At 57.8% G+C, this 13,681-nt stretch carries 9 protein-coding genes; 5 read left to right on the top strand and 4 right to left on the bottom strand.

The features are described from left to right. The first annotated feature begins 28 nt into the window (after positions 1–28). A complete protein-coding gene (gene iroN, locus PYR66_03550; protein ID WEF28825.1) occupies positions 29–2,203 on the top strand; it encodes a siderophore salmochelin receptor IroN in 2,175 nt (724 codons plus the stop codon). A gap of 54 nt (positions 2,204–2,257) precedes the next feature. Here the strand turns inward: iroN and PYR66_03555 are convergent, their stop codons facing one another. The 4 genes from PYR66_03555 to iroB all read right to left on the bottom strand — a co-directional run bounded on the left by PYR66_03555 (position 2,258) and on the right by iroB (position 9,460). Continuing rightward, a complete protein-coding gene (locus PYR66_03555; protein ID WEF28826.1) occupies positions 2,258–3,205 on the bottom strand; it encodes an alpha/beta hydrolase in 948 nt (315 codons plus the stop codon). A gap of 82 nt (positions 3,206–3,287) precedes the next feature. Further along, positions 3,288–4,526: an alpha/beta hydrolase-fold protein gene (locus PYR66_03560; protein WEF28827.1), complete on the bottom strand. Its 1,239-nt coding sequence runs from the start codon at positions 4,524–4,526 to the stop codon at positions 3,288–3,290. Positions 4,527–4,629: 103 nt separating this feature from the next. After that, on the bottom strand, positions 4,630–8,298 hold the full coding sequence (iroC, locus tag PYR66_03565; GenBank protein ID WEF28828.1) for a salmochelin/enterobactin export ABC transporter IroC: 3,669 nt from the start codon (positions 8,296–8,298) through the stop codon (positions 4,630–4,632). 46 nt (positions 8,299–8,344) lie between these two features. Beyond that, entirely contained in the window at positions 8,345–9,460 is a 1,116-nt protein-coding gene (gene iroB, locus PYR66_03570) for a salmochelin biosynthesis C-glycosyltransferase IroB (protein ID WEF28829.1), read from the bottom strand. 53 nt (positions 9,461–9,513) lie between these two features. Between iroB and PYR66_03575 the strand changes: the two genes are divergently transcribed. The 4 genes from PYR66_03575 (at position 9,514) to PYR66_03590 (ending at position 13,646) form a co-directional block, all read left to right on the top strand. Next, positions 9,514–9,681 (top strand): hypothetical protein, encoded by a 168-nt coding sequence (locus PYR66_03575; GenBank protein WEF28830.1) that lies wholly within the window; start codon positions 9,514–9,516, stop codon positions 9,679–9,681. A gap of 528 nt (positions 9,682–10,209) precedes the next feature. Then, the gene (gene nanR / locus PYR66_03580; protein ID WEF28831.1) at positions 10,210–10,992 is read left to right on the top strand and encodes a transcriptional regulator NanR; all 783 of its coding nucleotides are present in this window, start codon (positions 10,210–10,212) and stop codon (positions 10,990–10,992) included. Positions 10,993–11,125: 133 nt separating this feature from the next. Then, positions 11,126–12,019, top strand: a complete 894-nt coding sequence (gene nanA / locus PYR66_03585; GenBank protein WEF28832.1) for an N-acetylneuraminate lyase — start codon at positions 11,126–11,128, stop codon at positions 12,017–12,019. 136 nt (positions 12,020–12,155) lie between these two features. Beyond that, entirely contained in the window at positions 12,156–13,646 is a 1,491-nt protein-coding gene (locus PYR66_03590) for an MFS transporter (protein ID WEF28833.1), read from the top strand. Positions 13,647–13,681 lie beyond the last annotated feature (35 nt).

A 13,681-nucleotide genomic window follows, 5' to 3' on the forward strand; every position in this document is an offset into this window, starting at 1 on the left:
TAAGTTAGGCATGAATTAGGGAATAGGTATGAGAATTAACAAGATCCTCTGGCCGCTCACCGCGCTAGTGGTAGGGCTGAATAGCCCGCTATCCGCCGCCAAATCCTCCGACGATAGTGATGAAACGCTGGTCGTTGAAGCCACCGCAGAACAAGTACTAAAGCAGCAGCCGGGCGTTTCAATTATTACCAGCGAAGATATTAAAAAGGACCCTCCGGTCAACGACCTCTCCGATATTATTCGCAAAATGCCGGGGGTAAACCTGACCGGCAACAGCGCGTCGGGTACCCGCGGTAATAACCGCCAAATCGATATTCGCGGCATGGGGCCGGAAAACACCTTAATCCTTATTGATGGCGTCCCGGTGACCTCGCGTAACTCTGTACGCTATAGCTGGCGTGGCGAACGTGATACCCGCGGCGATACTAACTGGGTACCGCCAGAGCAGGTTGAACGCATTGAAGTCATTCGCGGCCCGGCGGCGGCGCGCTATGGTTCCGGCGCGGCGGGCGGGGTAGTGAATATCATTACCAAACGCCCGACCAATGACTGGCACGGCTCGCTGTCGCTATACACCAACCAACCGGAAAGCAGCGATGAAGGGGCCACCCGACGCGCCAACTTTAGCCTGAGCGGGCCGCTGGCCGGCGATGCGCTGACGATGCGTCTGTACGGCAACCTGAATAAAACCGACGCCGACAGCTGGGATATTAACTCTTCCGCTGGCTCGAAAAACGCTGCCGGCCACGAAGGGGTACGCAATAAAGATATTAACGGCGTCGTCTCCTGGAAAGTGAATCCGCAGCAAATCCTCGATTTTGAAGCCGGGTATAGTCGCCAGGGAAATATCTACGCTGGCGATACGCAAAACAGCTCTTCCAGCGTGGTGACCGAAAGCCTGGCGAAATCTGGCGAAGAGACCAACCGCTTGTACAGGCAGAATTACGGCATTACCCATAACGGGATCTGGGACTGGGGGCAAAGCCGTTTCGGGGTCTATTACGAAAAAACCAATAATACCCGCATGGATGAAGGTTTATCCGGCGGCGGTGAAGGGCGTATTTCGGCGGATGAGAAATTCACCACTAACCGCCTGACCTCCTGGCGCACCAGCGGCGAAGTTAATATTCCGCTGGATCTGTGGGTCGATCAAACCCTGACCGTCGGCGCAGAGTGGAACCGCGATGAGCTTGACGATCCTTCTTCTACCGGCCTAACGGTGAATGATAATAATATTGGCGGCATCTCCGGTTCAGCGGCGGATCGCAGCAGTAAAAACCATTCACAAATCAGCGCGCTCTATTTTGAAGATAATATTGAGCCGACTCCCGGTACCAATATTATCCCTGGCCTGCGCTTTGATTATCTCAATGAGTCCGGCGGTAACTTCAGCCCCAGCCTGAACCTGTCGCAGGAATTAGGCGATTACTTCAAAGTCAAAGCCGGGATTGCCCGAACGTTTAAAGCGCCAAATCTCTATCAATCCAGTGAAGGCTATCTGCTCTATTCGAAAGGCAATGGCTGCCCAAAAGATATAACTTCTGGCGGCTGTTATCTGATCGGTAATAAAGATCTCGATCCAGAAATCAGCGTCAATAAAGAGATCGGTCTGGAGTTTGCCCTCGACGATTACCATGCCAGCGTGACCTACTTCCGTAATGATTATCAGAATAAGATCGTGGCCGGTGATGACATAATCGGGCAAACCGCTTCCGGCGCGTATATTCTCCAGTGGCAGAATGGTGGAAAAGCGTTAGTCGATGGCATTGAAGCCAGCATGGCGTTCCCGCTGGTGAAAGATCGTCTGAAATGGAATACCAACGCCACTTACATGATTACTTCGGAACAAAAAGATACCGGCAACCCGCTCTCGGTTATCCCTAAATACACCATCAACAACTCGCTGGACTGGACGATAACCCAGGCGTTTTCCGCCAGCGTCAACTGGACACTATACGGTAGACAAAAACCGCGTACCCATGCGGAATCGCGCAGCGAAGACACCGGCGGCCTGTCGGGTAAAGAGCTGGGGGCTTATTCGCTGGTGGGCACCAACTTTAATTACGATATTAATAAAAACCTGCGCCTGAACGTTGGGGTCAGCAATATCTTCGATAAACAGATCTATCGTTCATCCGAAGGGGCAAATACCTATAACGAACCCGGTCGGGCTTATTATGCCGGGGTGACGGCGAGCTTCTGATCGCATCGTCATCATAATACTGCCCGCAATCGCGCGGGCAGTATCAAGGCGGGGTTAAAGACAGCGGTGCTGGTTCGGCGCTTTTTCGCGACTCATTTCCAGCAGCGCGCTGCGGTACGAGGCGTTGAACATCGGCCCGTGGCCGAGGCCCGGGAAATCCCAAAAGGCGGCATTAACCCCTTTCTCCTGCAGCGTGGCGAGGGTGGCATGCACTTTGGTTAGCACTTCGGCCGCGCGCGTTGCCCGATTATCGCCCGGCGTCGCAGAACCTTCCATGATGGCCAGATTTTTGCCGCAGTATGATGCAGGTTTGGCCGCCGTGAGCCGGCTCAGCAGGGCGAAGTTATCCTGGCCCAGCGACGGGCTGGCGCTGTAATAAGCGTGGAAGAACGAGGACGACAGCCAGGAGTCGAGCACGAACAGGCCGCCGTAGGAGTGGCCCCACAGACCGCGGCGCTGCGGGTTGATCTGCAGTCCTTGCTCCGCCTTAACGGCAATATGCGTTTCCAGTAACTGGCGGAAGTCGTCGATGCCGCCGCTTTTGCGCCCCGGTCGCCCGCTAGCGGAATGGGTTTTACCGTTCGCTTGCGCGGCTGGCGTGTAGTCGTAGGCCCGGCCGCTAAGATCGAAAGGCAAGTTGGTCTGATAGCCGATCGCGACGATCACCGGCGGCGATTGTGCCGCCAGCTGTTTGAGCAGCTCATCAGACAGGCGATCCATTACCGCATTACCATCGAGCATGTATAGCACGGGATAGCCCGTCGGCGGTGCGGCTTTATTTGGCACGGCGGTCCATACCCGATAGTGGCGAGCGCCGTCGGCGGAGTCGAACTGATTGACGCTAAAGTGGTAAAACGCCGAACCCTTATCGGCGATATTGGGCCCCAGCGGCTGCATATCCGGTTTTGCTAAGCCTGAAGCGCTATAACCGAGGGTGAGGCAAGAAAGAACGGCAAAAAGCGCCTTGCGCGGGCGCGTAGAGCGAGACTCACGGGCATACATCCGATGATTATTCCTTTTCCGCAGGTAAATTTTAGTTATTCAGAAAGCACATACAGTTGCCTGAAAGCGCTCGTTGGTCAAGTCAGCCCTGCAGTAAGCCGAGCCCGTCAAGCAAGGCGCCGCGCCACCAGGCGTAATCATGCCCGCCGGTGTAAATAGCGCAATGACTCTCGACGCCGGCCGCCAGTAGCTGCTGATGAAGCCGCTCGACATGAGGCACCGTCGAACCCTCCAGTGAGCCTACGCACAGGCGAATACGCACATCGCGCGGCGGCGCGGCCAGCACATGTTCGCTGACCCATGAAGTATCGGTGGCGCTAAATAAATGGGGCCGACTGCCGCCATCCGGCGTCCACCACATGGAAGGCGAGTGGCTGAGCACCAGACCGAAGGTTTCCGGCGCATGGCGGGCGGCCATCAGCGCGCTGACGCCGCCGAGGCTCTGCCCGGCCAGCACGGTGCGCGAACGATCCGCCCATTTCTGTTGTGGCTGTTCGCGGCGAATGGCGGGGATGAGATGCTCCGCGACATCCTGTATCAGTTCGCTGCGCCCGCCGAGTAACAGGGTGCGTTCGCGTTCATTGATATTATCGATACCCAGCAGCGCCACGGGAACGATGCGGCGACTATCGATCGCAGCGTCAATGGCCGCGCACACCCCAAGATGATCGAACCAGGTTTCGCCATCGGGCAGCACCACCATGCCGAGCGGCTGTGAATCCTCAACCGCGGGCAGGTACAGGCGCACCCGCCGCGATTGCCCGGCAATGACCCGCTCTGAGGTTAGCAGGGTTCCGGCATGGCGGCCTCCGTGCCATTCGGATTGAGCGGGCGCCTTATCCAGCGCCAGGACTGACTCCTGCGCGCTGTCGCGAACGGCGATCCCCGGCGTCTTGTTGAGCGGATCGGCCTGTCCGGCGAGGGCGGCAAAGCGGCTCCCTAGCTGGTTAACAATCTCTTCCGGCGTGCCGGGCGGGATCTCTACCAGCGAATAAGAACCGCAGTAGCTGGCCGGGAGGCGCAACGTCAGGGTCCAGATATCCGTTGCGGGAATCTGGGTCATCAGCCCTTTTGCCACCTGTTCTTTGTCGGTTACCCGGTTCAAGCGCAGATAAACGCCCTGCAGCAGACGGCGTGCGCGCCACAAAAAAGTGACTTCACGTTCATCGGCAGCGCCGTCAGCCGTTGTCACTAGCGGTACCGGCAGCGATGCGGCCTGCTGCCAGAAACGAGAAAGATCGGTAATGTTGGCGGTAGCCAACTGGCGGCGCAGGCCGGCGATAGCTGCTGAAACCGGCGGATGTGAATTCATATCGAACATTCTATCTCTTTGAAAAATCATACTACCAGTAAAAATAGCTAAAGCGGCTGTTCCGCGAACAGCCGCTTTAGGCGTGTTGATTAAGGTCTAACTCTTACCATCACTATCCCACGATTTCTCCCGTTATGTCGTGTTGGCTACGCCCTTCCGGCTGGCCGACGCTGTCGCGCCATAAGCGGGTATAGAATCCGCCTGCCTTGAGCAATTGCTCGTGAGTACCGTATTCCGCGAGCCGTCCCTTATCGACAACGGCTATCAGATCGCAGCGCTGAGCGGTGGTCAGGCGGTGTGCCACGATTAACGCCAAACGATTCTCCGCGTGGGCGACTTCGGTTAACGAAGACATTAAGCGCTCTTCCGATCGGCGATCGAGGCGCGACGTGGCTTCGTCCAGAAGCAGGACGTGGGCATTCGCCAACTGGGCGCGAGCCAGCGCAATCAGCTGACGTTGTCCGGCGGACAAATCCGCGCCGCCGTTATTGACCGGCGTGCGGAAGCCCTGCGGCAATTGGCGTATTAGCTCAAACAGACCTGCCCGTCGTGAAGCAATTTCAACTTCAGCATGGCTGCTGGATGGCCGCGAATAACGAATGTTTTCCGCAATATCGCCGCTAAATAGCGCAACATCCTGATCGACCAGGCCAATCTGACGACGGTAATCGGCAAGGGTCGCCGCCGTCATCTGCCGCTCGCCAATGCCGATGGTCCCGCTGGTGGGCGAATACAGTCCGGCGATAAGCTTAATCAATGTCGACTTCCCGGCGCCGCTGCGGCCAACGACCGCTACGACGGTGCCTTCGGGGATGGTTAGGGTGAGCTTGTCCAGCGCCGGCTCTGGGCTGCCGGGATAGCGGAACGTCACTTCATCAAGCCGTAATGCCCCCGTGGCGGGCGGAGCGGAAGAGGGCTCGACGTTCTCCGTATCGTCGGTCGCCAGCAGTTCATCAATATGTTTACCGCTGGCCGTCGCCTGCTGGAAGGAATCCACAATCCCGGATAATTGCTGTACCGGGCCGTAAAACTGTCCCAGCAACAGGAAGAACGCCGCCAGTACCCCGGCGGTCATTTCACCCTCGGCCACCCTTGAGGCGCCGACCAACAGCACGGCGGCATAGGAGGCCTCGGTGCAGAAGGTCAGGAAGGGGAAATAGACCGCAAGGTATTTCTGCGCGCGTACGCGGGTGGCGCGGAAGCGATCCGATAATGCGCGCAGCCGGGCGGCCTCCTGCTCCTGCTGACCGTGCGATTGCACGACGCGCAGGCCGGAGACTTTCTCCTGCAGAGTGCTATTCACTTTGCCGATTTCGAGGCGCGCCTGGGCATAGGCCGGCGAACTCAGGCGACGGTAAATCCAGGTCGCCAGCGCGACTACCGGCACCGCGCTTAATGCCGTCAGCGCCAGTATAGGGTCGAGCCAGAACATGGCCGCGGCGATGGCGAACATCGTGACCAGGCTGGTGGCCGCGCCGGCAAGGCCGTTTTGCAGAAAACGGGCGAGGGAGTCGACATCAACGGTCATCCGGGTCAGGCGTGAATCGACATGCTTTTCATGCCAGGGGAGGGCCAGGCGCAGCATATGGCCGAAGCTGCGTAGGCGTACCGTATGCTGAACCGACTCCGCCGCTCTGGCGGCGAAGACCGTCTGTAGTGAATAACAGCACCAGCTTATGGCCACCAGGCACAGAGCGAGCAGAGCGCAGATGCCGATAGTCGCCATATCGCCAGCGGCGACCCCCGAGTCAATACCGCGCTGCAGCAGTATTAGCACGCCGACGCCGGCGGCGGAATCCAGCGCGATCAGTAGGGCGGCGATGATGAACATCCACGCCACCGGCCGTAACAGCGAGGTAAATTTACGCCCCTCGCCGGCCAGCGCCTGCTGCACCGCCTGTTCCGGTATGCGGGTCATGCGGGCGACAAAACCGTTGCCGTCAGTTTCCGGCAAGGCTTGCGGTTCATCGTTCTGTGCCGCTGGGGTTGTCGGCCACAGATCGTGGCAGCCGCTGGCGCTTGGTTCGAGGAAATCGCCGTCGCCGGTCATCAGCGCGCGGAACGCCGGGCAGCGAGACTCAAGCTCTGCCTGGCTGCCGATGTCCACCACTTGCCCTTTATCCAGCACCACAATTCGACTGGCCAGCTGCAGCGTCGCCCGGCGGCGGGCTATTACCAGCAGCATGTGCCGTTCATCGGCGTAACGACTCAGCGCGGCGTTGATCTCCGCTTCGGTACCGGCATCTACCGCAGAGGTGGTGTCATCGAGAATCAGCAGTTCCGGCGCGGTAATCAGCGCCCGCGCCAACGCGATGCGCTGGCGCTGCCCTCCAGACAGGTTCGTACCGCGCTCGGTTAGCCGGGTATCGAAGCCTTTTGGTAAGGCGTTGATAAACTCGCTGGCGCCTGCCGCCGCCGCCGCGCGGCGAATATCTTCCGCCGTCGCCTGGGGGTGGCCGTAGGCGATATTCTCCGCTACCGTACCGGCAAACAGGAATGCATCTTCAAATACCACTCCCACCTGACGACGCAGCGCCTCCAGTTTGAGCTCGCGAAGGTTCTGCCGGCCGGCGCTGGTGTTAAGCCAAATATCACCGGCGCTGGGATCGTAAAAGCGCGCCAGCAGCATCAGCAGTGTCGATTTACCCGATCCCGATGCGCCGACCACCGCCACCGTTTCACCGGTCTGCAGAGAAAACGACACATCGCTCAGGATGCGGTTGCCGTTGCCATAATCGAAGTTCACTTTTTCCAGTTCCAGGCCAGTCACGCGGCCATTGAGCGCTTCTCTACCGTCAACCATTTGCGAACGGGTGTCGATCAGGGCGAAGACTCGTTCTACGGATGCCTGGGTACGTTGGGCAATCACCAGGAACGAGGCCAGCACGCGGGTCGGCCCGGTCAGCATGGCGAGGAAACTGGCAAAGGCCACGAAGGTCCCGAGGTCAATTCGCCCGTGCATTACCGACCAGCCGCCATAGCACAGAAGAACGATTTGCCCGAGCACCGGCAGCGCCAGCATCGTCGCACCGGGCATCGCCTGCGAGATGGCCGCACCGATACGCACGCGCACCATCTGCCGCGACTGACGATCCAGCCAGCGGGTTTCGCGCAGTTCCGCCACGCAGGATTTCACCACTGAGATCTGCGCCAGAACTTCGCGCATGTGCTCGGTCAGATTCGCCAGCTGGTCTGAAGCCAGCCCCGTCTGTGCGAATACCCGACGGCGGGCGCGCAGCGCGGTAATGGCAAGACACGCCAGTACGCAGACCACGATCAGCGTCATGGCTGGCGACATCCACAGCATTACCGCAATACCGGCGATGTAGTAGGTGAATACCGCCAGCGGCACCGGCGACATTTGCAGCAAGGTATGCATCTGCTGCAGATCGCTATTGGTTCGCGAAATTACCTGCCCGGTACGCAGCGCGTCCTGGCCTGCGCCGTCCAGTTTTTGAATGCTGTCGAACGCGCGTCCTCGTAGGGTGTGCTGGACCCATAACGATAGCTCGCCAGCATAGCCGCGGCGTACGTAGTTACCGATGAAATCAAAAAAGGCAATCAGCAGTAGCCCGCAGGCCAGCCACGGCAGGCGGGTAGGATTACCCGCCAGCGCATCGTTTACCGCCTGCCGCGTCAGTAGCGGCGTCAGCGCGGCCAGCAGAATGGTCGACACCGACGCCACCACCACGATGGCGCTAAGTTTCTTACGTTCCCAGCACACGCGAGCCAGGCGGATTATCCAGGATCGCGCGGGCGTGGGAGAGTGAGTCGCAGGCATTAAGCCTCCTCCGTCAATTTAAAGATGAGATCCGCCACGGCGGCCGTTACCTGCTTTGCACCATTGCGGCGAGCTTTTTCGCCACTTCGGTTGGGCAGGCCTGCGCCGCCATTTCCGCCGCCACCTCTTCAGAGGCCGTACGTAATGCGCGATCGTCGAGGAAAGCATTGATCATGCTGCTCGACAGACCGCCGTCGCCGGGGATGATCCCGCAGCCGCGATCGACCACCGCGCGGGCATTCACGGGGCGATCGGCGCCCTGGCCGAATACGATCTGCGGAATACCCGCGTGTAGCGCCGTCAGGGTGTTTCCCGCGCCGCCGTGATGGATAAAACCATCGGCGCCGTTGAGGAAGGCGCCCATCGGGATCCAGTCAACCAGGCGAACGTTTGACGGCAGCGATCGCAGATCGGATCGCGCATTGGCGGAAAGATGCAGAATAATCTCGGCATCGACCTCGCTGGCGGAATCCATCACCCAGGAAATCAGATCGAGGCCATCGACCATCGGTTTGACGGTACCGAGGCTGACCAGCAGCCGTTTGCGGCCGGGCGTGCGTTCCCACCATTCCTCCCATACCGCGCCGCCGTTATACGGCACGTATTGCATGGGAATGATCGGTTCGCCGTCGTTTTGCAGGATGCTCATACTCGGCGGCGTTACGTCGATCCACGCCATATCCTGCGGCGGAGCTTCGACGCCGTGGCGACGGTAGGCGTCGGCGAGCGAGCGCGTCACGCCTTTGATATGCCAGGGGGTGTGGCCGAAGCCGACGGTTTGCATCACCACCGGGATGCCGTATTTGGCGGCAATCAGCGGCCCGACGACTCCAAGGGGAGGGTAGACGATAAGATCGGGCCGCCAGTGTCCAGCAAACTCCACCAACTGATCGGCCATCTCTTCGCTAAAGAACGAGAAGTTGCCCATTTTGGTGCCAATATTACTTTCCTTTCGCTGCGCCTCGCGGCGGCGATAATCGGCTTCCGAATCGAAGCCGGGCGCGGCATCAAACACCACCAGCCCTGCCTCGGCCGCTTTTTGGGCGAATTTACCGCTACTGGCGATCAGCACTTCATGACCGTTAACGCGAAATGCCTGTGCCAAAGACAGCACCGGATACAGCAGCCCATAGAGTGGCGGGCCAACAAACAAAATACGCATGAGAAAATCCCTCTCCGCTTGACGAACTAATTCAGGAAGTCGACGCAGTCAATATGCCGGCCAGCGCGACGTTAACTATCGTTAACCCGGCTGAGCCTGGCGCTGCGCCATTTTTTAGTTTCGTCAGCGCGGCGCACGGCAACGCCGGCGACCCTATCGCAGGCGGTAAATCCGTAGCGCGCGCGGACGAATCGGGAATTCCCTGTCCCGACTTCCATTAACGCTTGCGCGTCATTGTCCTGATGAACGGCCTGACGCGCCGCCGCACTGCCACGGCGGCGTTTTAGGCCGCATTTGCCGGGTGAGAGGCCGGTCAACGCGCCGGGCGATGTCCGTGATTCCTGAAGACACCGTGCCGCATCATCCTGATGGCTTCGCCTTCGCGGGTCGGTAAGGGGAAAAGCGCCGTTGTTCAGGCGATGCTCGTTCCCTTACGGCCTCGGTATACCTTGCCAGATAAATCACCAATGCAAATGCTAATGAGAATAATTACCAATATCATTTACAGATTGCAACGATTAGTAAAAACTTAATGGAGAGGGAAAACGCTTATAGGATAAATCGCAGGAGAGTGTGTTGGAGAGGAGTGACGGGTTGAAGTAAGTGATGATGCTATCCCGGAGCAAAGACCAATCGGTTGTTTTTTATTCAGGAAAGCGGTGGCTTGCCGCTCTTCATTACCCGGGTATGATTTGTGATATGATGAAAAAGCGAAACTTTTTCTCTTTTTTCCAGGTTAAACGATACTTATGAGCGCGTTCGATCACTCGTCAGATGACACCCAGGAAACTATCGGCAACAGCCTGCGCCGACGCCCGCTGGCGCGCAAAAAGTTGTCTGAGATGGTGGAAGAAGAGTTGGAGCAGATGATTCGTCGCGGCGAGTTTGGTGAAGGGGGGCAGCTTCCCTCTGAGCGTGAGCTGATGGCATTCTTTAACGTCGGGCGTCCATCGGTGCGTGAAGCGCTGGCTGCGCTGAAGCGTAAGGGCCTGGTACAAATCAACAACGGCGAACGTGCGAGGGTCTCGCGACCGTCGGCGGACACCATTATTTCCGAGCTTTCCGGCCTGGCGAAAGATTTCCTCTCCGCGCCTGGCGGTATTGCGCACTTCGAGCAGCTACGCCTTTTTTTCGAATCGAGCCTGGTGCGCTACGCGGCCGAGAACGCCACGGATGAGCAGATTGCGTTATTGAGCAAAGCGCTGGAAATCAACGGTCAGTCGCTGGATGACAACGCGCAATTTATTCGCTCAGACGTCGATTTCCATCGGGTGCTGGCGGAGATCCCCGGTAATCCGATCTTTATGGCGACCCATGTCGCTTTGCTTGACTGGCTCATCGCCGCGCGCCCGACAGTGTCAGAGCAAGAGCTCCATCAGCATAACAGCGTAAGTTTTCAAGAACATATCGCGATATTCAATGCTATTCGCGCTCACGATCCGGATGAAGCCGACCGTGCGCTGCAAACCCACCTCAATAGTGTTTCCGCTACCTGGCATGCCTTAGGCAAAACCAAAAAAAACCGCAAGTGATCCCCACATTGCGATCGGTTTAGTGAACTCGATCGCACAATAAGCTTTCCGTATTGTACTGCTTTAAAATTGATCTGGTATAACAGGTATAAAGGTACACAGTTAATCAATTAAACATCACTACGAGGTAGGTATGGTTAGCAATTTACGTGGCGTGATGCCCGCGCTTCTGACGCCATTTGACGCGCAGCAGAACATTGATCAAGCAAGCCTGCGGCGGTTGGTGCGTTTCAATATTGAACAGGGCGTTGATGGGCTATATGTCGGCGGATCAACCGGAGAGGCATTTGTTCAGAGCTTGTCCGAGCGCGAAGAAGTCCTTGAAATCGTAGCGGAAGAGGGCAAAGGGAAACTCACTCTGATTGCCCATGTCGGCTGTGTCAGCACGGCGGAAAGCCAACAACTGGCGGCAGCGGCGCAACGCTACGGCTTTGACGCCGTCTCTGCGGTCACGCCTTTTTACTACCCGTTCAGTTTTGAAGAACACTGCGATCACTACCGCGCCATTATCGATTCTGCCGATGGAATACCGATGGTGGTCTACAACATTCCGGCGCTGAGCGGGGTAAAACTGACGTTGGATCAGATCAACCATCTGGTGACATTACCAGGGGTTGGCGCGTTGAAGCAGACCTCTGGCGATCTTTATCAGATGGAACAGATCCGCCGCGCGCATCCGGATCTGGTGCTCTACAACGGCTATGATGAAATTTTCGCCTCCGGATTACTGGCGGGCGCTGACGGCGGGATTGGCAGTACCTACAACATTATGGCCTGGCGTTACCTGGGGATTGCGCAGGCGCTGAAAGCGGGCGACACCGCGAAGGCGCAGCAACTGCAGCAGGAATGTAATAAGGTCATCGATCTGTTGGTCAAGGTGGGCGTATTCCGTGGACTGAAAACAGTGCTGCACTATATGGATGTGCTCTCCGTACCACTCTGTCGTAAACCGTTTGCCCCGGTTGACGATAAATTCCAGGCAGAATTGAAAGCGCTGGCGCAGCAGTTAATGCAGGAGCGCGGCTGATTTCTCGCCGGATACGTCATGAACGGCGCTTCCGATGACGGGCTTAGCCAGGCATCCGCAGCGGGCGTTATCCGGCAACAACGATATTCAATTCATACCAAAGCGTGTGGGCTCAGCCCATCGCGGGAGACTCACCATGAGTACAACAACCCAGAATATCCCGTGGTATCGTCATCTTAATCGGGCGCAGTGGCGCGCATTTTCCGCCGCCTGGTTAGGGTATTTGCTTGATGGTTTTGATTTTGTCTTAATCGCCCTGGTGCTCACCGAAGTCCAGGGGGAATTTGGTTTAACGACCGTACAGGCGGCAAGCCTGATTTCCGCTGCCTTTATCTCCCGCTGGTTTGGCGGCCTGATGCTCGGTGCCATGGGGGATCGCTATGGTCGCCGTCTGGCGATGGTGACCAGCATTATCCTCTTTTCGGTGGGAACGCTCGCCTGCGGCTTTGCGCCAGGCTACACCTCGCTCTTTATTGCTCGTCTGATCATTGGGATGGGCATGGCGGGTGAGTATGGCTCCAGCGCCACTTATGTTATTGAAAGTTGGCCGAAACATCTCCGAAACAAAGCCAGCGGCTTCCTGATCTCCGGTTTCTCTGTGGGCGCTGTGGTTGCTGCGCAGGTCTATAGTCTGGTGGTGCCCGTCTGGGGCTGGCGTGCGCTCTTTTTCATCGGCATTGTCCCCATCGTTTTCGCGCTCTGGCTGCGTAAAAACATCCCGGAAGCGGAAGACTGGAAAGAGAAGCACGCAGGCAAAGCGCCGGTACGTACGATGGTCGATATTCTTTATCGCGGCCCGCATCGGGTGATGAACATCATCATGACTGGCGTGGCCGGCGCGTCGCTGTGGTACTGCTTTGCAGGCGAAGCGCGTATCGCCGGACTGGTCGCGTTGCTTGGTCTGGTGTGCGCCATCATCTTCATCAGTTTTATGGTGCAAAGCAGTGGTAAACGCTGGCCGACCGGCGTCATGCTGATGGTCGTGGTGCTCTTCGCTTTCCTCTACTCCTGGCCGATTCAGGCGCTGCTTCCTACCTATCTGAAGACGGAACTGGCCTATGATCCGCACACTGTAGCCAATGTCTTGTTTTTCAGCGGCTTTGGGGCTGCCGTTGGCTGCTGCGTCGGCGGCTTCCTTGGCGACTGGCTGGGAACCCGTAAAGCTTATGTTTGCAGTCTGCTGGCTTCGCAATTGCTGATCATTCCGGTATTTGCGATTGGCGGCACAAATGTCTGGGTGCTGGGTTTGCTACTTTTCTTCCAGCAGATGCTGGGGCAGGGGATCTCAGGGATCTTACCGAAACTGATCGGGGGATATTTCGAGACAGATCAACGTGCAGCGGGATTGGGGTTTACTTACAACGTTGGCGCGCTGGGCGGCGCATTAGCGCCGATTCTCGGCGCGCTGATTGCTCAACGTCTGGATTTAGGCACGGCGCTGGGGTCGCTCTCCTTTAGCCTGACGTTCGTCGTGATCCTCCTGATTGGGCTCGACATGCCAACCCGTGTCCAGCGCTGGATCCGCCCGGAAGCGATGCGCACTCATGATGCGATCGACGGTAAACCATTCAGCGGCGCGCTGCCGTTTGGCAGCGGCAAAAGTGCATTTGCGAAAAGTAAAAATTAACCCGGAGCCCGGTCAATACCGGGCGCTTGCCTAAG

The sequence above is a fragment of the Klebsiella aerogenes genome (assembly GCA_029027985.1).
Classification (GTDB): domain Bacteria; phylum Pseudomonadota; class Gammaproteobacteria; order Enterobacterales; family Enterobacteriaceae; genus Klebsiella; species Klebsiella aerogenes_A.